Here is a 24,373-nt window from a genome sequence, read left to right as displayed (position 1 = left end):
GAGGGGAGATTGGGTCAGCCTTCTTTCACCTGCGCCATCGCGACCGCCGCCAGCACCAGCGTTCCAGCCGCAAACGCCATCGTCCAGATCGGCTGATCGGGAAAGAACGCCTTCATGATCGAACCCATTACCGTCGCGACCAGCAATTGGGGCACGACGACGAAGACGTTGAACAGCCCCATGAAAATGCCGAGCTTTGCCTGGGGCAGGTTCGAGGCGAGGATCGCGTAGGGCATGGCGAGGATCGATGCCCAGGCGATGCCGATGCCGATCTCGCTGACGATCAGCCATTGGGGATCGCGGATCAGGAAGAAGCTGGCGAACCCTGCCGCGCCGCAAAGCAGACCGATGATGTGGGTGCGCACCTTGCCGAAGCGCGAAGCCAATAGTGGCAGCAGCGTCAGCGCGGCGATCGCGGCGACACCGTTATAGACGGTGAACAGCACACCGACCCAGTTCGCGCCCTCCTGATAGCGCGGATCGGCGGCATCGGGGGCGCCGTAGAATGCGCCCGCGACCACCGGCGTCGTGTTGATCCACATGATGAACAATGCCGACCAGCTGAAGAATTGCACCACCGCCAGTCGCTTCATGATCGGCGGCATGCCTGCAAAATCGCCGACGATACTGGCGAGCATGTTTGTGCCCCGCCCCGCCTTGGCGAGCTGGACCGCGATCAGACTGGCGATGCCATAGGCTGCGAGCAAACCGCCGAGCAGATACACTTCCTTTTCAAGATCGAACCAGCCGACTGCGGCCGCGACCATCGCGCCGGCAGCGATCCAGATCAGGCTTTCGAGCGGGCCGCGTGCGGCGAGGACACGGATGCTTTCATCGGCGGCTTCAGCGCGCGCCCCGTCGAACGCCGCCATCTGTTCGGGGCTGTATTCGCGGGTGGTCAGGATGGTCCATAATACCGCGAGGAACAACGCCGCGCCGCCGAACCAGAAGGCGTAGCGGACGGTGTCCGGGATGCTGCCCAGCGGCGCTTCGTTGGAGACGCCGAGGTGCTCCAGGCCCCAAGGAAAGATCGATCCGACGACAGCGCCCGCGCCGATAAAGGCGGTTTGCACCGCATAGCCCGCGCTGTGCTGATCCTTGCGCAGCATGTCGCCGACGAATGCGCGAAATGGCTCCATCGAAATGTTGAGCGAGGCGTCGAGCACCCACAGCATCACCGCTGCGACCAGCAGCACCGGGGCGAGCGGCATCACGAACAGCGACAATGCCGCAAGGATCGCACCGGCCAGGAAATAGGGACGGCGGCGACCCAGGCGACCGAGCCAGGTGCGGTCGCTCATATGCCCGATCACGGGCTGGACCAGCAGCCCGGTCAGCGGCGCGGCGATCCACAAGGCGGGCAGATCGTCGATGCTGGTGCCGAGCGACTGGAAGATACGGCTCATATTCGCATTTTGCAGCGCAAAGCCGATCTGAATGCCGAAGAAGCCGAACGAGATATTCCACAGGCCCCAAAAGCCCTGGCGCGGTTTTTCCATCATTGATCCTTGGGCAATGTCAGGCCGACGAGCCGCACGAGCGGCGGACGACGAGTTTGGCGGGCAGCAGCACGTCGTGGACGCGCTCTTCACGGATGCGGCCGAGCAGGGTTTCGACCAGCATCCGTCCAGCGGCGCGCGTGTCCTGCATGACGGTGGTGAGCGGTGGGTTGGTGAAGCTCGCTGCCGCGATATCGTCGAACCCGACCACTGCGACATCCTCGGGCACGCGGATGCCACGCGCGGCGAGTGCGCGCATCGCGCCGATTGCGATCAGGTCGCTGGCAGCCAGAATTGCGTCGAACGGCGCGCCCCGCGCGATCAGCGTTTTGGCAGCTGCGGCCCCCGCCTCCTCCGATGTCAGCGCATCGACCTGAAGCGCGGCGTCGGCGGCGATCCCGCCTTGTTTCAGTGCGACGAGATGGCCGCGATAGCGGTCGTGGAATTCGGGATAGTGGCTCGACGCATGGCCGAGAAAGGCGATGTTCTTGCGGCCAAGATCGATCAGATGCCGGGTCGCGGCGCGGCCGCCGCCCTGATTGTCGCACCCGACCGTCAGGCCCGCCCCCTCGGCCTCGACCGATCCCCAGCGCACGAAATGGGTATTCTGCGCGATCAGCTCGCTGATCTTGGCACGATACAGCTCATAGTCGCCATAGCCGAGCAGGATGAGGCCATCGGCACGGCGTGAATCCTCATAATCCTGGTGCCAGTCGCTGCCGAGCTGCTGGAACGATACAAGCATGTCCTGCCCATGATCGGCACAGGCGCGCATGATCGACCCGAGCATCGAGAGGAAAAAGGGGTTGATCGCGCTGTCGTCGGCGCTTTCGTCCTGAAAGATCAGTACCGCGAGCGTTTCGGCATGGCGGCTGCGCAGGTTGGACGCGGCCTTGTCGACGCGATAGTTCAGGCGGCGGGCGATTGCCTCGATCCGCATCCGCGTCGCTTCGTTGACCCCGCGTCCGCCGCGCAGCGCGCGTGACACGGTCGGCTGTGACACGCCAGCCAGATGCGCGATGTCGAACGATGTCGGCTTGCGTTGCATGGCCAATGGCCCACTTCCCCTAAATGCCTGCAGATGTTCCCCTGCTTGACCCGGTGACGTTGAGCGCCTTTCCGGGCGGCGTCAATGTTGCGCAACGGACACGCAGCATGACCTTGGCCGTGAATACGTATGCCGTTCGCTGGCGCTGCGGACGACTTGCCGTGAATATTATGCACAACGCGCCGCAACGGTGCGCCCCGGCCAGAATAGGGGGCCGGCATAGGGGAGGATATGATGCGTCACATGCTTGGCGGCCGCACGGCTGCACGACTTTGCACCGGAGCCAGTGGTTCTACGATCGCGGCCGCGATTCTGTTCGCCGGGCTGGCGATGCCGGCTCATGCGCAGGAAGCGACGGAGCCCGCAGCGGAAAGCGAAGAGGTCGTCGTGACTGGCTTCCGCGCGGCGCTGGAGAGCGCGGTGTCGACCAAGAAGGCATCAGAACAGATCGTCGAATCGGTCTCGGCCGAAGATATTGGCAAGCTGCCCGACGCCTCGATCGCGGAATCGATCGCGCGCCTGCCCGGCCTGACGTCGCAGCGTATTTCGGGCCGCAGCTCGTTCATTTCGATCCGCGGCTTCGGCCCGGACTTCTCGGCGACCTTGCTCAACGGCCGGCCGCAGACCTCGACCAACGACAATCGCGGCATCGAATTCGACCAATACCCTTCCGAAATCGTCAATGGCGTCAACGTCTACAAGACGCCCAACGCATCGCTGACGTCGCAGGGGCTGGTCGGCACAGTCGATATCCGCACCATCCGCCCGCTTGATTACGGCAAGGAAGTGTTCGCGGTCGGCGCGCGCGGCATCTACACCGACATGGGCAAGCTCAACAGCGGGTCGAAGGACTGGGGCTACCGCCTCAACGCGACCTATGTCGGCAAGTTCATGGACGACCGCCTGGGCGTTGCGCTCGCTGCGGCCTATGTCGATGAACCCTATCAGATCGAAGAGTTCGAGGCGTGGGGCTATGCCTCGGTCGCGCCGAACACCAATCTGGTCGGCGGGGTGAAGCCGTTCGTCACCACCTCGCAGCTCAAGCGACTCGGCATTTCGGGCACGATCCAGGCCGATCTTGGCAGCAACTGGGAGCTGACGCTCGACGGCTTCTACTCCAATTTCGATGACACGCAGATCAAGCGCGGCATCGAACTGCCGCTGGCATGGAGCGGCGCGACGCTGTCGCCCACCGGGGTCGAGACGCAGGACGGCGTGATCACCGCAGGCACGTTCAGCGGTGTGGAGGGCGTGGTCAACAACCACAATTATCTGCGTCAGGCGGACCTGTATTCGGGCGGCTTCAACCTCAAGCATGAGGGCGATGACGGCTGGAACGTGAATTTCGATTTCGGTTGGTCGCGCACCGACCGCCGTGAGCTGATCCTCGAATCCAATGCCGGCACCGGGCCGGGCGGTGGTGTCGGTGCGGCCGATACGCTGTCGTTCCGCACCACGCCATCGGGTACCTATTTCACCTCGCATGCGCTCAACTACAGCGACCCGACGCTGATCGTGCTGACCGATCCGCTCGGCTGGGGCGGCGGTGCGCCGGGTGGGCGCCAGCATGGCTATTACAACGACCGCATCGTCGACGACGAGCTGTTCAGCTATCTCGCCGAAATCGAGAAGGAGTTCGACGGCGGCTTCATCAAGAGCGTGAAGCTGGGCGCCAACTATGTCGACCGCGAAAAGTCGCTGGTTCCCGACGAATATTTCCTTCAGCTCGCCGGTGGCGCGCTGCAGGCTCAGGTGCCGACCCAATATCGCCTGACGCCGACGAATCTCGACTATCTCGGCCTTGGCCCGATGCTGAGCTACAACCCGCTCGATCTGCTCAATGGCGGGGTTTACACCCGGGTCGCCAACACCGCGCAGGATGTGTTGTTCAAAAGCTTCAGCGTCGGGGAAGAGGTGCTGAGCAGCTTTGCCATGGCCAACCTCGAAGCCGAGCTGGGCGGGGCGCGGCTGACCGGCAATGTTGGCGTGTTGGCGCAGCATACCAACCAGAATTCGACCGGCTATATCCAGACGCCGACCGGGCCGCAGCTGCGCACGCTGGGCGATGATTACTGGGATGTGCTGCCCAGCCTCAGCCTCTCGCTGCGCTTCGACAGCGATTTCGTAATCCGCTTTGGTGCGGCGCGCGAGATTCAGCGGCCGCGTCTCGACGATATGCGCGTCAACATTTCCTATGGTGCCAACCTCGCGGAAGGCATTGTTACCGGCAGCGGCGGCAACCCGTCACTGCGTCCGTATCGCGCAACCGCGTTCGACCTGACGTTCGAAAAATACTGGGGCCGCAGCGGCTATGTCGCGCTGCAGCTGTTCCACAAGACGCTGCACAACTACATCTACACCGCGGAACGGCCGTTCGATTATTCGGGCTATCCGCTCATTCAGCCGACCCCACCGGTCAGCACGCAGGGGCGGATCAGCCAGCCGTTCAACGGCGATGGCGGCGAGATTTATGGTGCCGAGTTCGCGGGTACGGTGCCGTTCGAGACCTTTACGTCGGCGCTGTCGGGCTTTGGCGTGACCGGCGGCGTGTCCTATACCAAGTCGAAGATCGCACCCGAACCGGGCCAGCCGCCGGAGAATATCCCCGGCTATTCGGACTGGGTCGCCAACGGCACCGCCTATTTCGAGAAATGGGGCTTCAACGTTCGCGGCAGCGTTCGGTATCGCTCTACCTTCCTGGGTGAGTTCTCCGGGCTGGGTGCGGTGCGCCAGCGTCGCCGCGCGCTGGACGAAACGATCATCGACGCGCAGGTCGGGTATGACTTCCAGCCGGGCAGCGCGCTCGAGGGGCTGTCGCTGTTCCTGCAGGGGTCGAACCTGACCGACGAGCCGTTCGTCGCGATCAACCCGGGCCGCCCGCTCGAAGTGATGAACCATCAGCGTTTCGGTCGCCGGTTCCAGGCGGGCTTCACCTTCAAGTTCTGATCCGTGTATCCCCCGGCGGTGCAGCCGCCGGGGGGAAAGGCGATACGATGTCTGAAATGTTGCGCAGCATCGTCATCGCCGGCGGCGGAACCGCCGGCTGGATGACCGCAGCGGCGCTGGCGCGCTTCTGCGGCAAGGGCTGGCGGATCACGCTGGTCGAGTCCGAAGAGATCGGCACCGTCGGGGTGGGTGAAGCCACCATCCCGATGATCCGCAACTTCAATCAGGCGCTGGGGATCGACGAGGCGCAGTTCCTGCGCGAGACGCAGGGCACCTACAAGCTCGGCATCGAATTCGCGGGATGGGGCGGGTTCGAGGATCGCTATATCCACGCTTTCGGGCTGGTCGGGCGCGGGCTGGGGCTGTTGCCCTTTCACCATTACTGGCTGCGCGCGCGGGCGGCGGGCAAGGCCGGACCGCTCGGCGACTATGTGCTCAACGCCGTCGCCGCCTATGGCAACCGCTTCGCGCATGTGCAGCGGGCAGCCGACAGCGCGCTGCCGCCGATGCCCTATGCCTATCATTTCGACGCCGGGCTCTATGCCGCGTTCTTGCGCCGCTATGCCGAGGCGCGCGGCGCGGTGCGGGTCGAGGGGAAGATCGGCAGCATCGAGCGCGATGGCGAGACTGGCGACGTTGCTGCGCTGACCTTGAACGGTGGCGAGCGGATCGACGGCGAACTGTTCGTGGACTGTACCGGATTTCGCGGGCTGCTGATCGAGGGCGCGCTGGCGACGGGGTACGAGGACTGGAGCCACTGGCTGCCGTGCGACCGTGCGGTCGCGGTGCCGTGCGCGAGCATCCGCCCGCTGACCCCCTATACGCGCTCCACCGCGCGCACGGCCGGGTGGCAGTGGCGCATCCCGCTGCAGCATCGCACCGGCAACGGCCATGTTTTCGCCTCGCGCCACATCAGCGAGGATGAAGCGACCGCGACGCTGATGGCGAACCTTGACGGCGAGGCGCTGGCCGAACCGCGCATGCTGCGCTTCACTACCGGCAAGCGGAAGAAATTCTGGAACCGCAATGTCGTGGCGATCGGGCTGTCGTCCGGCTTTATCGAGCCGCTGGAATCGACGTCGATCCACCTCATTCAGACCGGGATCAACCGGCTGCTCGACTTTCTGCCGAGCGGTCCGGTGGCGAGCGCCGATCGCGACGCGTTCAACCGCCTCGCCGACTTCGAGATCGAGCGGATCCGCGATTTCGTGATCCTTCACTATACCGCCAATGGCCGCACCGGCGAACCCTTCTGGGACACGCTGCGCACGATGGAGCTGCCCGAGCCGCTGGCCAATCGCATCGCGATGTTCCGCAGCGACGGCCGGATCGTGCGTGAGCATGAGGAATTGTTCGACGTCCCGGGCTGGCTGCAGGTGATGGTGGGGCAGGGAATCGTCCCTGACCGCTGGCACCCGCTCGCCGATCAGCTCGACGATGCCCAGCTCGACCAATTCCTGTTTACCGTCGCCACCGCCTTTGCCCGCGATGCAGCGCGGATGCCCGACCATGATGACTTCGTCGCGCGCTTCGTCGCGACCCCGCAAACCCAGCCCCAGGAAGTGACCCGCGTATGAAGCTGTTGCCGCTGATCCTCGCCACCGCGCTCGCCAGCCCCGCGCTCGCCCAGACGCCCGCACCGCAGCCATCGCTGCGCGAGCGGACGGCGGAGCAGGAAGTGCTGTATTTCATGCTGCCGGACCGGTTCGAGAATGGAGATCCGAACAATGATCGCGGTGGCCTGAAGGGCGACCGGCTGACGCATGGCTTCGATCCGGCGCACAAGGGCTTTTTCCATGGCGGCGACCTCAAAGGCCTGATCGCGCGGCTCGATTATATTCAGGGGCTGGGCGCGACCGCGATCTGGCTGGGGCCGATCTACAAGAACAAGCCCGTGCAGGGCGGGCCGGGGCAGGAAAGCGCCGGCTATCACGGATACTGGATTACCGACTTCACCCAGGTCGACCCGCATTTCGGGACCAATGCGGAGATGAAGGCGTTCGTCGACGCGGCGCATGCGCGCGGGATCAAGGTCTATCTCGACATCATCACCAATCACACGGCGGACGTGATCCAGTATCGCGAGTGTCCGGTCAGCGCCTGCGAATATCGCAGCCGCGCCGACTATCCGTACCAGCGCAAAGGGGGCGTCGCCGGCAAGCCCATCAATCCGGGCTTTGCCGGTGACGGCATCGGCACGGCGGAGAATTTCGCGAAGCTGACCGATCCGAACTTCGCCTACACGCCATTCGTGCCCGAAGCCGAGAAGACGGTGAAGGTGCCGGCTTGGCTCAACGACCCGATCTACTACCATAATCGCGGCAACACGACCTTCCGCAACGAAAGCTCGACCATGGGCGATTTCGTCGGGCTGGACGATCTGATGACCGAAAATCCACGCGTGGTTCAGGGGTTCATCGATATCTATGGCGGGTGGATCGACCAGTTCGGGATCGACGGGTTCCGCATCGATACCGCGCGCCACGTGAACCCGGAATTCTGGCAGGCGTTCGTTCCGGCGATGCAGGCCCGCGCCGCAGCCAAGGGCATCCCAAACTTCCATATCTTTGGCGAAGTGGCGAACGAGGGCGATGCCGGCGATCTGGCGCTGCACACCCGTGTCCACCAGCTGCCGAGCGTGCTCGACTTCGGCTTTCGCGCGGCGGTGCAGGCGACGGTGGCTGGAGCCAAGGGCACCGACACGCTCGCCGCTTTGTTCGACCGCGACGCGCTGTACGAGGGCGGCGCGAAGACCGCGCTGCAGCTGCCGACCTTCATCTCCAACCACGACCATGGCCGTTTTTCGACCGATGTGCGCAAGGCGTTTCCGAACGCGGGTGATGCCGAACTGCTGGCGCGGGTGAAGCTGGGTCATGCGATGCTGATGCTGCTGCGCGGGGTGCCGACGGTCTATTCGGGCGATGAGCAGGGGTTCATCGGCGACGGCAACGATCAGGACGCGCGCGAGAACATGTTTCCGAGCAAGGTCGCGGTCTATAACGACAACAAGCTGATCGGCACGACCAAGACCACTGCGGAGTCGAATTTCGACATGACCCATCCGCTCTATGTCGAGCTCGCCAAGCTGTCGGCCGCGCGGAAGGCGACCCCGGCGTTGAGCCGTGGGCGACAGGTGACGCGCAACTATGACGAGACGCCCGGGTTGTTCGCGGTGTCGCGGTTCGATCCGACCACGGGTGGCGAGGTGGTCGTCGCATTCAACACCAGCGACAAGCCGATCACGCGGCAGGTCGAGATCGGCGTCGGCGCGACGCATTTCACGTCGATCGTCGGCAGCTGCTCGCCCAGCGCCGCCGCGCCCGGCAGCCTCACCGTGACGCTGCCCGCGTTCGGCTACGCCGCTTGTGCCGCAACGGGAGGCACCAAGTGAGCCAGGCTGCTCCTGCCATTGCCGTCGAGCCGCAGCAGGACTGGTGGCGCGGCGCGGTCATCTACCAGATCTATCCGCGCAGTTTCGCCGATTCGAACGGCGACGGCATCGGCGATCTGCCCGGCATCACCGCGCGGCTCGACCATGTCGCGGGCCTTGGCGTGGATGCGATCTGGCTCTCGCCCTTCTTCACCTCGCCGATGCGCGACTTCGGTTATGACATTGCCGACTATTGCGATGTCGACCCGATTTTCGGGACGCTCGCCGATTTCGACGCCCTGATTGCCCGCGCGCATGCGCTGGGGCTGAAGGTCATTATCGATCAGGTCTATTCGCACACCTCCGACCAGCACGCCTGGTTCAAGGAAAGCCGCGCTAGCCGCGATAACCCGCGTGCCGACTGGTATGTCTGGGCCGATGCGAAGGCGGACGGATCGCCGCCGACCAACTGGCAATCGGTGTTCGGCGGCCCGGCCTGGACCTGGGATGCGCGACGCGGGCAATATTATCTGCACAATTTCCTGAGCGAACAGCCCGACCTCAATTTGCACAATCCGGCGGTGCAGGACGCGGCGCTGGCGGCGGCGCAATTCTGGCTTGATCGCGGGGTCGATGGTTTTCGCGTCGATGCGATCAACTTCGCGATGCATGACCCGCAGCTGCGCGACAATCCGCCCGCGCCGGACGACGGGCGCCCGCGCACCCGCCCGTTTGATTTCCAGCAGCATCTCTATAACCAGAGCCACCCGGATATCGTCCGCTTCCTCGAGCGGCATCGCGCGCTGACCGATGCGCATGGCGGCGCGTTCACCGTGGCCGAGGTCGGCGGACCGACGCCCGAGGCGGAGATGCACGCCTTCACGCGCGGCAGCACGCGGCTCAACAGCGCCTATGGCTTCGACTTTCTCTATGCGCCGCAACTGACCCCGGCGCTGGTGAAGAAGGCCGTGGAAACCTGGCCCGACGAACCCGGCACGGGCTGGCCGAGCTGGGCGTTCGAAAATCACGATGCCCCGCGCGCGGTGTCGCGCTGGGTGGAACCGGAATATCGCAGTGCGTTCGCGGCGATGAAGATGCTGCTGCTGCTGTGCCTGCGCGGCAATGCGATCCTGTTCCAGGGCGAGGAACTGGGGCTGACTCAGGTCGATATCCCCTTCGACAAATTGCAGGATCCGGAGGCGATCGCCAACTGGCCGCTGACGCTGAGCCGCGACGGGGTGCGCACCCCGATGCCGTGGCAGGCAGAGGCAGAAAATCTGGGCTTTGGGTGCGGCAAGCCATGGCTGCCCGTCGGTGCCGACCATGCTGCGATGGCGGTCGATCGTCAGGCGCGCGAGAACGGGTCGCTGCTGAACCTCACGCGCGGATTGATCGCGACGCGCGCGGCCAATCCCGCGCTGCGCGAAGGGGCGATGGCAGTCGTCGAGACGGATGACGCGCTGTTGGTGTTTACCCGCAGCGCGGCAGGCCAGCAGCTGATCTGTGCTTTCAATCTGGGCAATGCGGTGCGGGCGTGGCATCCCGGGGCAACGGACCGGTTCCGGGTGATCGCCACTGTGAATGGCGCGACGCCGGGCGAACTGCCCGCTTATTCAGGGTTGGTCCTCGAACAAACAGCATGACGTCATCGGCGTCGTCGACAGGAGAGTGAGATGCGTGGAACCTTGGCCCTGACAGCGTTGACGTTGCCGTTGCTGGCGCTGGCCAGCCCGGCGCTGGCGCAGGATGTCGCGCAGGCGACGACCGCCAAGGCGGGCGGCGCGACCGCCGCCTCGCCCGATGGCAGCATCCGCGTCACCGTCACCACCGATGGCGACGGCCGCCCCTATTACAGCGTGACGCGCAACGGAAAGCCACTGATCCAGCCCTCGCGCATGGGCTTCATGCTCGGCGACGCGCCCAAGCTGGAGCGGGGCTTTGCGATCGAAAGCCAGAGCGTGACCAGTGCGGACTCGACCTGGGAACAGCCCTGGGGCGAGTGGCAGAGCGTGCGCGACCGCCACACCCAGCTGCGCGTGCGGCTGAAGGAAACAACCGCGCTTGGCCGGGTGATGGATGTCGTGTTCCGCGTGTTCGATGACGGTTTCGGCTTTCGCTATGAACTCCCCGCTCCGGCCGATGGCAAGCCGACCCGGATCATCGAGGAGCTGACCGAGTTTGCGCTGGCGAGCGACGGCACGGCCTGGTGGACCCCGGCGGGCGAGTGGAACCGCTACGAATATCCCTACAACAAGACGCCGGCCAGCAGCATGACACAGGCGCATACGCCGGTGACGATGAAGCTGGCCGACGGCACGCATGTCGCGTTCCATGAGGCGGCACTGGTCGATTATGCCGCGATGTGGCTGCGCCGGGTCGAGGGTACGCGCTTCCGCGCCGCGCTGTCGCCGTCGTCGCAGGGCGCAGCGGTGGTGCGCGAGGGCGCATTCACGACGCCGTGGCGCACGCTGCGCGTCGCCGACAGTGCGGCGAAGCTGTACATGTCGCAGCTTGAGCTGAACCTCAACGAACCCAACAAGCTGGGCGATGTCAGCTGGTTCAAGCCCAGCAAATATGTCGGCGTGTGGTGGGAAATGCACCTCGACGCCGCGACCTGGGGCACCGGCGCGCGACTGGGGGCCAAGACCGACAATGTGAAGCGGTACATCGATTTCGCCGCGAAGAACGGCTTCCGCGGCGTGCTGGTCGAGGGGTGGAATGTCGGCTGGGACGGCAACTGGTTCGACAATGGCGATGGCTGGGACTTCGACAAGCCGGTGGCGCAATTCGATATGGCCGCGCTGTCGGCCTATGCGAAGAAGAAGGGCGTGCACATCGTCGGCCACCACGAAACCGGCGGTGGTGCGGGGCAATATGAGGCGCAGTCGGATGACGCCTATCGCTATGCCGCCGCGAACGGGATCGAGGTGGTGAAGACGGGCTATGTCACCGATGCCGGGCAGATCGATCGCGTCTGGGCCGATGGCCGGATGACGCAGGAATGGCATGACGGCCAGTACATGTCGCGCCACCATCTCAACATCGTCCGGACTGCGGCCAAGTACAAGGTTGCGGTCAACCCGCACGAGCCGATCAAGGACACCGGCCTGCGCCGCACCTATCCCAATTGGGTCAGCCGTGAGGGCGCGCGCGGGCAGGAATATAATGCCTGGGGCGAGCCCAAGAATCCGCCCGAGCATGAGGCGAACCTGTTCTTCACGCGGATGCTGGCTGGGCCGTTCGACTTCACGCCGGGCGTTCTGAGCCTCACGGGCAAGGGCGGGACGCCCTTCATGTCGACGCTGGCCAAGCAGCTGGCGCAATATATCGTGCTCTATTCGCCGATCCAGATGGCCGCCGACCTGCCCGAGAATTACGCGAAGCATCCGGGCGCGTTTCAGTTCATCAAGGACGTCGCGGTCGACTGGACCGACACGCGCGTGCTGAATGGCGAAGTCGGCGAATATGTCACGGTGGTACGCAAGGCCAAGGGGAGCGGCGAGTGGTTCCTCGGCGCGGTCACCGACGGCACGGCGCGGACGACGAGCGTGAAGCTGGACTTCCTCGATCCGGGCAAAACCTATGAGGCGCAGATCTATCGCGACGGCGCGGGCGCGGATTACCGCACCGACACGCGCCATGCGATCGTGATCGAGAAGAAGCGGGTGAAGGCTGGCGACGATCTGTCGCTGTGGATGGGTCCGGGCGGCGGTGCGGCGGTCCGCTTCGTCGCGAAGTAACGGCGCGTAAGTGAAATAATTTCACTTCGCGAATGGCCGGTGGTGGCCTAGCGTGTGCGTCAGACAGGAGGCGCACGTATGGCCACCACCTTCCAATTGAACGGCAAACCCGAAACCTTTGACGGCGATCCGGAAACGCCGCTGCTCTGGGTCCTGCGCGACCATCTTGGCCTCACCGGCACCAAATATGGCTGCGGCGTTGCGCAGTGCGGCGCATGCACCGTCCATCTCGACGGCAAGAACCGGCGGTCGTGCGTGACCCCGGTCGGCATGGTCGCGGGCAAGAGCGTGACGACGATCGAGGGCGCGAGCGGCAAGGTCGCCGATGCGGTCAAGGCCGCCTGGGTCCAGATCGACGTGCCGCAATGCGGTTTCTGCCAATCGGGGCAGGTGATGTCGGCGATCGGCCTGCTCACGGCCAAACCCAAGCCAACCGATGCCGATATCGACGCGGCGATGGCGGGGAACATCTGCCGCTGCGCCACCTATGTCCGCATTCGCCAGGCGATTAAGGATGCGGCTGGCGTAAAGGGAGCACGGGCATGAACGCCGTCGCCAACCGCCGCGCGTTCCTCACGGGGGGCGCCGCGCTCACCATCGGGGTCACGCTGCCCGTCAAAGAAGCGCGGGCGCGGTCGCGTCGTCCCGTATTGCTACCCAACGCCTTTGTCCGGATTCATGGCGACGATGGTTCGGTGGTGGTTATCGCCAAGCATGTCGAGTTCGGGCAGGGCCCCGCAACGGGCGTGGCGACGATTATTGCCGACGAGCTGGATGCTGCATGGGACCAGGTGAGCGTTGTGTTCGCCCCGGCCAATGACCCGCTCTACAAGAACCTTGCCTTCGGCACGATGGGCGTCGGCGGATCGACCGCGATGCGCGAAAGCTGGGACCAGATGCGCATGGCGGGCGCGGCGGCGCGGGCGATGCTGGTCGAGGCGGCGGCGCAGCGCTGGGGCGTCGAACCGAGCGCGATCTCCATCGCGCAGGGCGTTGTCAGCGCTGGCAACCGCAAGGCGAGTTTCGGCGAACTGGTGGAGGATGCGGCAAAGCTGCCCGTCCCGCAAAAGCCCGTGCCCAAGACCCCGGACCGCTATGTATATATCGGCAAGCATGTGTCGAAGGTCGACAGCAAGGCCAAGACCGACGGGTCGGCGCTGTTCACGCAGGATGTGCGCCTGCCCGGCATGGTCCACGCTGCCGTGCGCCGCCCGCCCGCATTCGGCGCGACCGTGAAGAAGGTCGAGGATGGTGCCGCGCGCGCGATCCCCGGCGTGCTCGACATCAAGCCGATCCCGAGCGGGGTGGCGGTCTATGCCCGCGACACCTGGACCGCGCAGCGTGGCGCGGCGGCGCTGGAGGTCGACTGGGATATGGCGAAAGCGGAGACGCGATCGTCGGACCAGATGCTCGCCGAATACAGCGCCGCCGCGCGCACGCCGGGCCGACAGGTCGAGGCGGCTGGCGATGCCGCTGCGGCGCTTGCCCGCGCGGCAAAGACGATCGATGCGACCTATTACTTCCCGTTCCTCGCGCACGCGCCGATGGAAACGATGGACTATGTGATCGAGAAGAAGGGCGAGGGGATTTCGGTCCATGCCGGCAGCCAGTTTCAGGTCGGCGAGATGGGCGCGATGTGCGGCGTTGCCGGGGTGCCGTTCGACAAGAGCGCGCTGGTCCAGCATTATGCCGGGGGCAGCTTCGGCCGCCGCGCGACGCCGGTGATGTTCGACGGCACCGAAGCGGCAGCATGCGCGCGCGCCTATGGCTTTGCCGCGCCGGTCAAGGTGGTGGCGAGCCGCGAGAATGACCTGACCGGCGGCTTCTATCGCCCGATGACGGTGCATCGCGTGCGCGCCGGTGTCGACGCGACGGGCGCGATCAGCGGCTGGGATCAGGTGTGCGCCGCCAAGTCGATCATGAAGGATACCCCGTTCGAGCCAATGGGCATCCGCAACGGCATCGACGGCAACATGATCGAGGGTGCGAACGACAGCAACCAGTACAAGATCGGCGATTTCCGGCTGGGTCAGCATCTGATGAAGGGCGGCGTGCCGGTGCTGTGGTGGCGATCGGTCGGCCACACCCACACGGCCTTCGTCAAGGAAACGATGATTGACGAGCTGCTCGAACTGGGCGGCAAGGATCTGGTCGCAGGGCGGATGGAGCTGCTCAAGCATGCGCGCGCCAAGGCGGTGCTGGCCAGGGTCGCCGAGATGGCGGCATTCGGCAAGCCGGCAAAGAAGGGCCGGGCCAAGGGTATCGCGGTGCATGAGAGTTTCGACAGCTTCGTGGCGCAGGTTGCCGAAGTGTCCAAGGGGCCGGACGGCCTGCCCAAAGTGCACAAAGTGTGGTGCGCGGTCGATTGCGGCATTGCGATCAACCCCGACATCATCCGCGCGCAGATGGAGGGCGGGATCGGCTATGGCCTGGGTCACGCACTCTATGCCGAACTGACCCTGGGTGAGGGCGGCGTGGTGCAGCAGACCAATTTCGACAGTTACCGCTCGCTGCGGATCGGCGAAATGCCCGATGTCGAAGTGGCGATCATCCCCTCGACCGAAAAGCCGAGCGGGGTCGGCGAGCCGGGGCTGCCGCCGATTGCGCCCGCCGTCGCCAATGCCTGGCGCAAGCTGACCGGCAAGGCGGTGCGCCGTCTGCCCTTCGCGCATGGAGACAATGCATGAGCGTGCAACGCTATGGCCTGATCGCGCTGGGCATCGCCGCCGTCGCGCTGCCCGCCGCGGTCGTGGCATCGAGCCAGTCGGCGGCCCCGGTCGGGCTGAAGCCGGTCGCGGCGTTCGCGACCATTTCTGACCCGGCGATGCGGTCTGCGGCGATCTTTACCGAGATGGGCAAGGTGCTGACCCATCCGCGCTGCATCAACTGTCACCCGCGCACCGACAGCCCGTTGCAGGGCGACGACATGCGCTTCCACATGCCCCCGGTCGAACGCGGGCCGGGCGGCATGGGGATTGCCGGGATGGAATGTTCGACTTGTCACGGCCCGCGCAATGTCGCCTTCGCCGATGGCAAGGGCAGCATCCCGGGCCATCCGCTGTGGCATCTCGCGCCCAAGTCGATGGCGTGGGAAGGCAAGTCACTGCGCGAGATTTGCGAGCAGCTGAAGGACCGCAAGCGCAACGGCGGCAAGACGCTGGCGCAGATCCACGAGCATAATGCCAGCGACACTTTGGTCGGCTGGGGCTGGAACCCGGGGCCGGGGCGGACGCCCGCACCGGGCACGCAGGCCGAGTTCGGCGCGCTGACCAAGGCGTGGATCGACAGCGGAGCGAAGTGTCCGGGGTAGTGGCGTAGCCTGACCACATCATAACTCCGATCGTCACCCCGGCCTTGTGCCGGGGTCCACTTTGCCTCGCTTCCGGCGCAAGAGCATCTTGTTTCGCGCCTTGTATCCCGGTGGACCCCGGCACAAGGCCGGGGTGACGAGGGATTTTGTGCGAGGGAGGGGGTGCTATGCCGCCACCCACTCCACCGTCGGATCGTTGAAATCCACCACGTCGGCGAGCTCCCAGACGTTGGTGTAACCATAGCCGACCAGGTTGATGAACGTCTGGATATTGAGCGCAAGCGGCGCGGCCTTCACTGGAACCGGGCGGCGATGGTTTGAGAAATTATTGTTGCAGTAGATCAGGATCATCCGCCCCGGCGCGCCGATCGTGGCGTGTAGCGAGTCCGCGTTGAAATCGGGCAGCGGCAGATTGGTAGCGCCCTTGATATGCCCTTCCCGAAATGCGGTTTCGGACCGCGCGTCGAGCAGCAGAGCGCCCTTTGATGCGGCCTGTTGCTTGAACCGGGGGAAGGGCAATAGCCGCTGTGCGCGCAACGCGCGGACGTCGCCCGTCAGCCGTTCGAACCCGCGATAGTCGATCTGCGGATTGGGTTCGCGCGGCGGTGTCCGCTGCGCCAGCGCCGGGGCGGCTGCGGTCGTGCCGATAGTGGTGAGGAACAGGCGGCGGTGCATGACCGAACTCCGTTTTGCTGCCGCAATGATGCACGTGATCGCATGTCGTGGGCATGAACCGTTGACCTGCGCGCGCGTCCGTCGCACCCCTTTTGCATAGACAGGGGGGATCGCATGGCCGACGGTTTGTTTCGTACAAAGAGCGTGAAGGGCGCGGACGAGCACGCGCCCGAACACCGGCTGGCGGCGACCCTGTCCTGGCCGCATCTGATCGCGCTCGGCATCGGCGCGATCGTCGGCACCGGCATCCTGACGCTGATCGGCGTCGGCGCGGGCAAGGCGGGGCCGGCGGTGATCCTGTCCTTCGTCATTGCCGGCGCGATCTGCGCCGCCGCCGCGCTCGCCTATGCCGAAATGTCGACGATGATGCCGGCGTCGGGCAGCGCATACAGCTACAGCTATGCCGTGCTGGGCGAGATCATCGCCTGGATCGTCGGCTGGTCCTTGATTCTGGAATATTCGTTGGTGGTCAGCGCGGTGGCGGTCGGCTGGTCGGGCTATGCCGCGCCGCTGCTGCAATCCTGGGCCGGGGTGCCGATGGACCTGATGCAGGGGCCGCACGCCGGCGGGATCGTCAACATCCCCGCGATCGTCATCATCGCGATCGTCGCCGGGCTGCTGTGCCTGGGTACGCGGGAGAGCGCGACGCTCAACGCCGGGCTGGTGATCGTCAAGATCGTGGCGCTGGCGGTGTTCGTCGCGGTCGCCTTGCCCTATTTCAACGGCGCCAATTTCGAACCCTTCGCGCCATTCGGCTTCGCCAAGAGCGTGTCGGCGGACGGGGTCGAGCGCGGCGTGATGGCGGCGGCGGCGATCATCTTCTTTGCCTTTTACGGCTTCGACGCGATCTCGACCGCAGCCGAGGAGACCAAGGATCCGGGCCGCGATCTGGCCATCGGCATCGTCGGGTCGATGGTGGCGTGCGTCGCGATCTACATGCTCGTCGCGGTCGCAGCGGTTGGCGCGCTGTCCTACACCCGGTTCGCCGATAGCCCCGAGCCGCTGGCGCTGATCCTGCGCGAACTGGGCCGGCCGGGCTTTGCCACCTTCCTGGCGGTATCGGCGATCATCGCGCTGCCGACCGTGCTGCTCGGCTTCCTGTTCGGACAGAGCCGCATTTTCTTCACCATGGCGCGCGACGGGATGCTGCCGATTGCGCTCGCCAAGGTCTCGTCGCGCGGCGCGCCGGTCCGGATCACCATCTTCACTGCGGTGATCGTCAGCGTGATTGCCGGGCTGCTACCAATCGAGGAGATCGCGGCGCTCGCCAATGCCGGGACGCTGGTGGCGTTCGCGGCGGTCGCGATCTGCATGATGGTGCTGCGCCGCCGTGCACCCGACATGCCGCGCATGTTCCGCACGCCGCTCTGGTGGTTGGTCGGGGCGATTGCAGTGATCGGCTGCACCTATCTGTTCTTCAGCCTGCCGGCCAAGACCCAGCTCTATTTCCTGTACTGGAACGTCCTCGGGGTTGTCATTTACTTCGCCTATGCGCGGCCCAACGTGACGAGACCGTTGGATCCAAAGGTGTTTGAATGAGCGAGTGGCATATCGGGATTATCGGCGGGTCGGGGCTGTACGATGTCGCAGGGATCGAGGACGGGGCATGGGTTGAGGTCGACTCGCCCTGGGGTGAGCCGTCGGATGCGATCTTCACCGGGCGGCTGGAGCATGTCCGCGTGTCGTTCCTACCCCGCCACGGGCGCGGCCACCGGATCAGTCCGTCGCAGCTGAACGCGCGCGCCAATATCGATTGCCTCAAGCGACTGGGCGTCACTGACGTGCTGTCGGTGTCGTCGGTCGGCGGGCTGCAGGAGGAACGCGCGCCGGGCACGTTCACCATCGTCGACCAGTTCATCGACCGGACCAAGGGGCGTCCGTCGAGCTTCTTTGGCACCGGGATGGTCGCACATGTCTCCATGGCCGATCCGGTCTGTCCGCGCCTGTCAGCGCTGGCGGGCGACGCGGCGGAGGCGGCGGGGGCGAGCGTGCATCGCGGTGGCACCTGTCTGGTGATGGAGGGCCCGCAATTCTCGACGCGCGCCGAAAGCCATCTTTATCGCAGCTGGGGCTGCCACGTGATCGGCATGACCGCGATGCCCGAGGCCAAGCTGGCGCGCGAGGCGGAACTGCCCTTCGCGATGGTGGCGATGGTCACCGACTATGATTGCTGGCGCGAAGAGGAGGCAGCCGTCGATGTCGCACAGGTGATCGCGCAGCTCTCGACCAACGCCGAAAAGGCCCGCGCAATGGTGCTGAACCTGCTCCGTGCGTTGCCGGAAGAGCGGGCGGCGTCGCCGATCGACACCTGCCTCGACACCGCCCTGATCACCGCGCCGCAGGTGCGCGACCCGGAGCTGCTGGCCAGGCTGGACGCGGTAGCGGGGCGGGTGCTGGGCTAACCAATCCTCCCCCGCCAGGGGGAGGTGTCAGCGCAGCTGACGGAGGGGGAGGAAGCACGACGGTCGAGAGGGCGCAGCCGTCCTCCCCCTCCGTCGCCTTCGGCGCCACCTCCCCCTGGCGGGGGAGGATTATTTCGCTTCGCCGATCCTATCCCAGCATATCCGCCAGCGCGCGGGCGATATTCTCGATCGTATAGGGTTTTTGCACCACCGGCCGACCGCGATGCTGGTCGGGGAATTGCGCCTGCTCGCCATAGCCGGTGGCGAACATGAACGGGATCCGCCGTTCGAGCAGCGCGTCGGCGATGGCGAAGCTGGTCGTGCTGCCAAGGTTGATGTCGAGAATGGCCACAGTCGGCGGCTGCGCGGCAATCAGATCCAGCGCGGCATCGACCGATGCTGCCGTCATGACGTCCATGGCGCCGAGCCGGTTCACGATATCCTCGGCATCCAGCGCGATGATCAGGCTGTCCTCGACCAGCAACAAGCGTTGCCCGTCAAGCAGGTCGGCGGGCGGCTCCTCCCGCTGCGCAAGCGGCGCGCGGGGAAAGCGGATCAACGGCGCGCCGCCGTCGCGCGGTTTGGACACATGGCGCGCGGGGATGCAGAAATCTGCCTCGAACCCGGTCTCGGCATAACGGGCCACGGCCTCGCCGCCCAGATCATAGGGCACCGACCGCTCGATGATCGTCGTGCCGAACCCCTTGCGGGACGGCGGCTTGACCGGCGGACCGCCAATGTCACGCCACTGCAGCAACAGGTCGCCGCGCGGACTGCAGGTCCAGCTGAGCTTCACGGTACCGCCGGGAACCGACAGGCTGCCATATTTGCTCGAATTGGTGACCAGCTCGTGCAGCACCAGTGCCATGGTCGAATAGGCCTGGGGGTTGAGCATCACGGGCTCGCCCTCGCTCAGAATGCGATCGCCTTCTTCAACGAATGCGGCGGATTCGGCGTCGATCAGCGCCTGAAGCCAGGCCGGACCCCAATGATCCTCGGTAATCTGGTTGTGCGCGCGGGCCAGCGCGTGGATGCGCCCATCGACCACCTTCACGAATTCGCGCACCGCTTCCTGCTCCGGCTGAGCCTGGCGGATCAGGCCGCGGATGAGGCCGAGGATGTTGCGGACCCGATGGTTGAGCTCGGCAATCATCACTTCCTGTCGCGCGCCCGCGCGCTGGCGCTCGGCCGATGCTTCATCGGCAAGGCGCAGCACGACCTCGATCAGCGTGGCGCGCAGCGTTTCGGCGACGCGCAGCTCGGACGCGGTGAACGGGCGCGAGCGACCGCGGACCAGTTCCTTCCACTCGTCGAAGCTTGCGCGCGGCGACAGGCGCGGGCCGTTGGGGCCGTATTCGATCGGCTTGTGCGGGTCGCCGGCCCAGCGGATCGATCGGATCATCTCGCTACGAAACAGGATGACATAGTCGCGCGGGGAGCGGGAAATCGGGATAGCCAGCAAACCGGAAGCGCTGTCCGAAAAGGATTCGGCGTCGACGATCAGCGATCCGATATGGTCGGTAGCGAACACCTTGCCCGCTGCAGTGGCGTTGAGCGCACGGACGATCCGGCGGAAATCGTCGGTCGGCGGGGTAACGCCCGAAAAAGCGTAGCTGCCGTTGAGCCATACGCCCACGCCATCGGCGGGAATGGCATTGGTCAGGATGTCGGCGAGCCAGTCGGGATCGCGCAACAGCGTTTCGTCCGAAGCGACTGCGCCCAGCAGCTGGTCGGAAATATCGCGTGCGCGCCGCTCGAACTCCACCGTCTGCTGCCGTTCGCGGCTTTCCAGCCGCATCGAGAACATCTGCGCGAATAGCTCGGCGGTCGAACGCCGCTCAAAGCTGGGGTGGCGCGGCGCATAATGGTGGCAGGCGAACAGCCCCCATAATTTGCCGTCGACGAGGATCGAGATCGACATCGATGCGTCCACGCCCATGTTGCGCAGATATTCGATATGGATCGGTGACACCGAACGGAGCAGCGACAACGACAGGTCGAGCGGCTCGCCCTTTTCGTCGAGTGGGGGGACGATCTGCACCGGGGTGGCGTTGATGTCGGCGATGACACGCAGCAAGTTGCGGGTGTAGAGCACGCGCGCCTGGGCCGGGATGTCGCTGGCCGGATAGTGCAGGCCCTGAAAGCGGCCAATGCCCGGCTTGCACGCTTCGGCCACCACTTCGCCCGATCCGTCGGCGGCGAAGCGATAGACCATGACGCGGTCATAGCCGGTGAGTGCGCGCACCTGGCGCGCGCCTTCGCGGTAGAAGGACAGCATGTCGCTGCACTGATCAAGCCGTGCGATCATCGACCGCACCATGCCGGTGACATCGCCCACTTCGCCGGTCGACCGCTGGCCTTCGATCACGATCTGTCCGCCGGACATATGGATCGCCAGATCGAACCGGTCCGTGCCCGGGGTGAGTTCGGCGCCGAACAGTCGCTCCACCGAATCCGCGCCGCGCAGCACGGCGGTGCGGTTGCGCAGGTCGTGAAGTACCGGAGCGGGCAGGAAGTCGGCGAGCGGTTGGCCAATGATCTGCTCGGCGTAGAGCGGCAGATATTCGGGCAGGTTGGCCGAAACGCGCGCAACGATCCAGTCCGCAGTCAGCGCGATCAGAAAGCCGATCGGCTGAATCGCGCCCAGTATATGGATGGGCTCGCGATCACAATTGGTGAGATCGACGGGGTGCGGATCATTCAACGACGGGCATCCTTCCATGCTGACGCGCGCTTCGCCAGAACAGGTCGAAGACGGCACGGGCAGCGCTGATCGCCGCGTCACGCTGTGGTTGCGTCACAAGGGTCCGGTCCAGAACCTCGATCAAGCCGCGCCAGCGCTTCGGCGCAGGGGGGCAACGAATGAACCGGGCGGGAAGGTCCATCGGAACGTTTCGCGCCAGCAACGCCCCGCCGAGCCGCGATCCTTCCAGCACGTAAACCGCGCCCAGCGCAGCGGCGGTGTCGGTCAATGCAAACGGCTCGGGTGCGGGGGGCGCCGTATCCAGATCGGCGAGATCCTGCGCGATCAGTTCTGCCCGCCGCCTATCGGGCCAGTCCGGCAGCATCGCAGTCGGATCGAACGCATCGATCGCCGCTTCGACGGTGATCAGCGGCAGTGCCTGGGCGCGCAGAAAGGCACGATAGCCATCCCGATCGGCCAGATCGAACCCGCCAAATGCCGCATCGACCCGTTCATGCTCGGGCGCGGTCGCGGTGCGCAACAGGCTCCGGGCAGGCTGGGGACTGGTCATTGGCGAACCTTGTGGCGAAACCGCCGATCCGCAACAAGTCATTGTTTCCCCCGTGGAATGACCTTCCGGAGCGCTCAGGCGGCGTGACGGTGTCGCGGTTTTGCGATCTCCACGCGGTTGCGGCCATGCTGTTTGGCGCGCAACAGCGCCGCATCGGCGGTCGCGATCAACTGGTCGGCGGCGACATGGTCGGGCACTGCGGCCAGCCCGATCGAGATCGTCACCGGGCCGACCATGTTGCCAGCATGCCGAACTTCCAGCTCGGCAACGCGTGCGCGGATCCGTTCCGCGCGTTCGGCGGCGAGCTCGGCACCGACCGGCAGCAGGATGGTGAACTCCTCCCCACCATAGCGGAACGCGTCACCTACACCGCGCGTACCGTCAGCCAGCACTTTGCCGACCGCGCGAAGCACGGCGTCGCCCGCATCATGGCCGTGCGTGTCGTTGAACCGCTTGAAGTGATCGACGTCGATCATCAGGCAACTCAGCGGAGCGCTGTTCGGGCCTGACGTCGCGAGCAGGCCAGCCAGCCGCTCCTCGAGCTGGCGGCGGTTGGACAGCCCGGTCAGGGCGTCCACCATCGCCATCGCACGCAGCGCTTCACGCAGCCGCAGATTGGCGAGAGCGAGGCCGATATTCTCAGCGAGCATGTACAGATAAGGCGCGGGCATCGCGACGGCGGCGGGTTCGCCTTGGCGCGGCTCAAGGTACACTAGGCCCAGTATCTCCCCATGCGCGGTCAGCGGTAGGCATAGGGTGTCGCGGGTCGGGTCCTGATTACCGGCCAGATGCAGGCACGGCACGTCGATCGCGCCACCCGCAGGGCGATGCGGCTGTCCGCGCCGCAGCGCCCAGCAGGCTGACGCCGGAAAGCCGTCGCGCGATCCGACCGGGGCGAGCCATTCGCATGCCGCGCGAAGCTCGCCCGCAGCCTTGTCCATCAAGTAGAGCCGACCGGCGAAATCCGGTGCGATTTCCGGCGCGAAGCGAAGGGCAACGCCGATCAGGCCGTCGAGATCGTCGCACCCCTGCATCCGCTGGGTCATGCGCGCCAGCGTGTCGCGTATCGCCAGATCGCGATCACGCTCGGCTTCGAGCCGCAGACGCTCCAGGCCATTGGCGCGGAAAATGTGGATCGCCTGCGCCATGTCACCGATCTCGTCGATCTGGTCGATCTGTGGCGGGATGGCCGAGAAGTCCTGCGCGGCGAGGCGGGTGACGACATCGCTCAACCGCACCACCGGGCGCAGCACGCGCCGCTTGAAGATGAAATAAAGCACGGCAAGAAACAGCAATGCGGTGGTCGCGAGCACGATTTCGGACACGGTGCGCCATAGCCGCGCAAACCGCGTCGCGGTTTCGATCTGATTAGCGGTGCGCGTCTCGATCTGGGTCTGGAAGCGCTCAAGCACGGTCTTGGCCCGGTCCAGCTCGCGTTGATGTGCCTCGCCGAACAAGATGCGCCGCGCGGTGTCCCGATCGCCCCGGCGATAGGCGAGGATGGCAGCGCGCTGCTGGTCGCCCATCGTCTGCGACCAGCGAATGGCCTCGCGCAGGGTGCGCAGTTCGTCGGGCAGCGCACCCGCTTTCGCAAGCGGCGCAATCCCTGCCTCGACATCGCCCAGCGCCTTCCCGGCGCGGTAATGCAGGATGCGATAGACCGGGTCGCCGGTAACGACGAACTGCCGCGCATGATCGGCCGACAGGAACATATTCTTGCCCAGCTCGGTCGTGGCCCGTTGCAGCGAATGGCGGTCCGCGACGGCGGCGCGCTCCCGCTCATGCGCATCGGATGCCAGTAACATCGTCACGCCTGAGGTAAGGGTCAGAACAAGCGTGGCCCCATAGGCCCAGTTGGTAATCGTCGCGAGGCGCATATCGCCCTATAGAGGGCGGGGGTCAGATCCGGGCCGCAGGGCGCCAAAAGGACAGGGCGTTCAGCGCGCCGCGACGCGTCGAAGGATCGCGCTACGACGTTCATCGCTGGCGATCGACCATTCCGCAATCTCGTCGAGCGTGCGCAGACAGCCTTCGCAAACATCGTCATTGCGCATGCGGCAGACGCCGATGCACGGGCTGGCGACGCCCGGCACCGGGGTGAAGGCGAGGAAATCATCCTCGTCCATCGG

General features: G+C 65.5%; 17 protein-coding genes. 10 read left to right on the top strand and 7 right to left on the bottom strand.

Features of this window, described 5'->3' with window-relative positions; translation table 11 throughout:
- Nucleotides 1-14: 14 nt before the first annotated feature.
- The gene (locus ACRYLO_RS12795) at nucleotides 15-1,499 is read right to left on the bottom strand and encodes an MFS transporter (protein WP_482660510.1); all 1,485 of its coding nucleotides are present in this window, start codon (nucleotides 1,497-1,499) and stop codon (nucleotides 15-17) included.
- Between the two features lie 19 nt (nucleotides 1,500-1,518).
- Nucleotides 1,519-2,553 carry a LacI family DNA-binding transcriptional regulator gene (locus ACRYLO_RS12790; protein WP_482660509.1) on the bottom strand — a complete coding sequence of 345 codons (1,035 nt, stop codon included), beginning with the start codon at nucleotides 2,551-2,553 and terminating at the stop codon, nucleotides 1,519-1,521.
- A gap of 228 nt (nucleotides 2,554-2,781) precedes the next feature.
- Here ACRYLO_RS12790 and ACRYLO_RS12785 point away from each other — a divergent pair, with 228 nt between their 5' ends.
- From ACRYLO_RS12785 to ACRYLO_RS12750, 8 genes are all read left to right on the top strand, one after another.
- Nucleotides 2,782-5,493: a TonB-dependent receptor gene (locus ACRYLO_RS12785; protein ID WP_482660508.1), complete on the top strand. Its 2,712-nt coding sequence runs from the start codon at nucleotides 2,782-2,784 to the stop codon at nucleotides 5,491-5,493.
- 47 nt (nucleotides 5,494-5,540) lie between these two features.
- Complete coding sequence (locus tag ACRYLO_RS12780; protein ID WP_482660507.1) at nucleotides 5,541-7,070, top strand: tryptophan halogenase family protein; 1,530 nt, start codon at nucleotides 5,541-5,543, stop codon at nucleotides 7,068-7,070.
- The gene (locus ACRYLO_RS12775) at nucleotides 7,067-8,884 is read left to right on the top strand and encodes an alpha-amylase family glycosyl hydrolase (RefSeq protein ID WP_482660506.1); all 1,818 of its coding nucleotides are present in this window, start codon (nucleotides 7,067-7,069) and stop codon (nucleotides 8,882-8,884) included. Before ACRYLO_RS12780 ends, ACRYLO_RS12775 begins: the two co-directional genes overlap by 4 nt.
- A complete protein-coding gene (locus ACRYLO_RS12770; RefSeq protein ID WP_482660505.1) occupies nucleotides 8,881-10,506 on the top strand; it encodes an alpha-amylase family glycosyl hydrolase in 1,626 nt (541 codons plus the stop codon). The genes ACRYLO_RS12775 and ACRYLO_RS12770 overlap by 4 nt, the downstream gene beginning before the upstream one ends.
- Nucleotides 10,507-10,536: 30 nt before the next feature.
- Complete coding sequence (locus tag ACRYLO_RS12765; RefSeq protein ID WP_482660504.1) at nucleotides 10,537-12,603, top strand: glycoside hydrolase family 97 protein; 2,067 nt, start codon at nucleotides 10,537-10,539, stop codon at nucleotides 12,601-12,603.
- A 78-nt stretch (nucleotides 12,604-12,681) separates the two neighbouring features.
- The gene (locus ACRYLO_RS12760) at nucleotides 12,682-13,149 is read left to right on the top strand and encodes a (2Fe-2S)-binding protein (protein WP_482660503.1); all 468 of its coding nucleotides are present in this window, start codon (nucleotides 12,682-12,684) and stop codon (nucleotides 13,147-13,149) included.
- Entirely contained in the window at nucleotides 13,146-15,290 is a 2,145-nt protein-coding gene (locus ACRYLO_RS12755; protein WP_482660502.1) for a xanthine dehydrogenase family protein molybdopterin-binding subunit, read from the top strand. The genes ACRYLO_RS12760 and ACRYLO_RS12755 overlap by 4 nt, the downstream gene beginning before the upstream one ends.
- On the top strand, nucleotides 15,287-15,913 hold the full coding sequence (locus tag ACRYLO_RS12750) for an Isoquinoline 1-oxidoreductase subunit (RefSeq protein ID WP_482660501.1): 627 nt from the start codon (nucleotides 15,287-15,289) through the stop codon (nucleotides 15,911-15,913). The genes ACRYLO_RS12755 and ACRYLO_RS12750 overlap by 4 nt, the downstream gene beginning before the upstream one ends.
- A 165-nt stretch (nucleotides 15,914-16,078) precedes the next feature.
- On the opposite strand, the gene ACRYLO_RS12745 is transcribed toward ACRYLO_RS12750, so the two are convergent.
- The gene (locus ACRYLO_RS12745; protein ID WP_482660500.1) at nucleotides 16,079-16,588 is read right to left on the bottom strand and encodes a rhodanese-like domain-containing protein; all 510 of its coding nucleotides are present in this window, start codon (nucleotides 16,586-16,588) and stop codon (nucleotides 16,079-16,081) included.
- A gap of 114 nt (nucleotides 16,589-16,702) precedes the next feature.
- Here ACRYLO_RS12745 and ACRYLO_RS12740 point away from each other — a divergent pair, with 114 nt between their 5' ends.
- A complete protein-coding gene (locus ACRYLO_RS12740; protein ID WP_482660499.1) occupies nucleotides 16,703-18,127 on the top strand; it encodes an amino acid permease in 1,425 nt (474 codons plus the stop codon).
- Nucleotides 18,124-18,990, top strand: a complete 867-nt coding sequence (locus ACRYLO_RS12735) for an S-methyl-5'-thioadenosine phosphorylase (RefSeq protein ID WP_482660498.1) — start codon at nucleotides 18,124-18,126, stop codon at nucleotides 18,988-18,990. The genes ACRYLO_RS12740 and ACRYLO_RS12735 overlap by 4 nt, the downstream gene beginning before the upstream one ends.
- A gap of 148 nt (nucleotides 18,991-19,138) precedes the next feature.
- On the opposite strand, the gene ACRYLO_RS12730 is transcribed toward ACRYLO_RS12735, so the two are convergent.
- The 4 genes from ACRYLO_RS12730 to ACRYLO_RS12715 all read right to left on the bottom strand — a co-directional run bounded on the left by ACRYLO_RS12730 (nucleotide 19,139) and on the right by ACRYLO_RS12715 (nucleotide 24,370).
- A complete protein-coding gene (locus ACRYLO_RS12730; RefSeq protein WP_482660497.1) occupies nucleotides 19,139-21,712 on the bottom strand; it encodes an HWE histidine kinase domain-containing protein in 2,574 nt (857 codons plus the stop codon).
- Entirely contained in the window at nucleotides 21,687-22,244 is a 558-nt protein-coding gene (locus ACRYLO_RS12725; protein ID WP_482660496.1) for a biliverdin-producing heme oxygenase, read from the bottom strand. The genes ACRYLO_RS12730 and ACRYLO_RS12725 overlap by 26 nt, the downstream gene beginning before the upstream one ends.
- A 74-nt stretch (nucleotides 22,245-22,318) precedes the next feature.
- Nucleotides 22,319-24,121 (bottom strand): diguanylate cyclase, encoded by a 1,803-nt coding sequence (locus ACRYLO_RS12720; protein ID WP_482660495.1) that lies wholly within the window; start codon nucleotides 24,119-24,121, stop codon nucleotides 22,319-22,321.
- A gap of 60 nt (nucleotides 24,122-24,181) precedes the next feature.
- On the bottom strand, nucleotides 24,182-24,370 hold the full coding sequence (locus ACRYLO_RS12715; RefSeq protein ID WP_482660494.1) for a DUF1289 domain-containing protein: 189 nt from the start codon (nucleotides 24,368-24,370) through the stop codon (nucleotides 24,182-24,184).
- Nucleotides 24,371-24,373 lie beyond the last annotated feature (3 nt).

It is taken from the genome of Sphingomonas sp. SDUR79, assembly GCF_056821745.1.
This window is presented reverse-complemented; position numbering and strand designations above follow the sequence as displayed.

Excerpts from the sequence above, each read along its gene's own strand:
- ACRYLO_RS12750 (WP_482660501.1), top strand. The coding sequence starts at position 15,287 with ATGAGCGTGCAACGCTATGGCCTGATCGCGCTGGGCATCGCCGCCGTC.
- ACRYLO_RS12760 (WP_482660503.1), top strand. The coding sequence starts at position 12,682 with ATGGCCACCACCTTCCAATTGAACGGCAAACCCGAAACCTTTGACGGC.
- ACRYLO_RS12795 (WP_482660510.1), bottom strand. The coding sequence starts at position 1,499 with ATGGAAAAACCGCGCCAGGGCTTTTGGGGCCTGTGGAATATCTCGTTC.
- ACRYLO_RS12745 (WP_482660500.1), bottom strand. The coding sequence starts at position 16,588 with ATGCACCGCCGCCTGTTCCTCACCACTATCGGCACGACCGCAGCCGCC.
- ACRYLO_RS12785 (WP_482660508.1), top strand. The coding sequence starts at position 2,782 with ATGCGTCACATGCTTGGCGGCCGCACGGCTGCACGACTTTGCACCGGA.
- ACRYLO_RS12735 (WP_482660498.1), top strand. The coding sequence starts at position 18,124 with ATGAGCGAGTGGCATATCGGGATTATCGGCGGGTCGGGGCTGTACGAT.
- ACRYLO_RS12775 (WP_482660506.1), top strand. The coding sequence starts at position 7,067 with ATGAAGCTGTTGCCGCTGATCCTCGCCACCGCGCTCGCCAGCCCCGCG.
- ACRYLO_RS12765 (WP_482660504.1), top strand. The coding sequence starts at position 10,537 with ATGCGTGGAACCTTGGCCCTGACAGCGTTGACGTTGCCGTTGCTGGCG.
- ACRYLO_RS12715 (WP_482660494.1), bottom strand. The coding sequence starts at position 24,370 with ATGGACGAGGATGATTTCCTCGCCTTCACCCCGGTGCCGGGCGTCGCC.
- ACRYLO_RS12730 (WP_482660497.1), bottom strand. The coding sequence starts at position 21,712 with ATGGAAGGATGCCCGTCGTTGAATGATCCGCACCCCGTCGATCTCACC.
- ACRYLO_RS12780 (WP_482660507.1), top strand. The coding sequence starts at position 5,541 with ATGTCTGAAATGTTGCGCAGCATCGTCATCGCCGGCGGCGGAACCGCC.
- ACRYLO_RS12740 (WP_482660499.1), top strand. The coding sequence starts at position 16,703 with ATGGCCGACGGTTTGTTTCGTACAAAGAGCGTGAAGGGCGCGGACGAG.
- ACRYLO_RS12755 (WP_482660502.1), top strand. The coding sequence starts at position 13,146 with ATGAACGCCGTCGCCAACCGCCGCGCGTTCCTCACGGGGGGCGCCGCG.
- ACRYLO_RS12720 (WP_482660495.1), bottom strand. The coding sequence starts at position 24,121 with ATGCGCCTCGCGACGATTACCAACTGGGCCTATGGGGCCACGCTTGTT.
- ACRYLO_RS12725 (WP_482660496.1), bottom strand. The coding sequence starts at position 22,244 with ATGACCAGTCCCCAGCCTGCCCGGAGCCTGTTGCGCACCGCGACCGCG.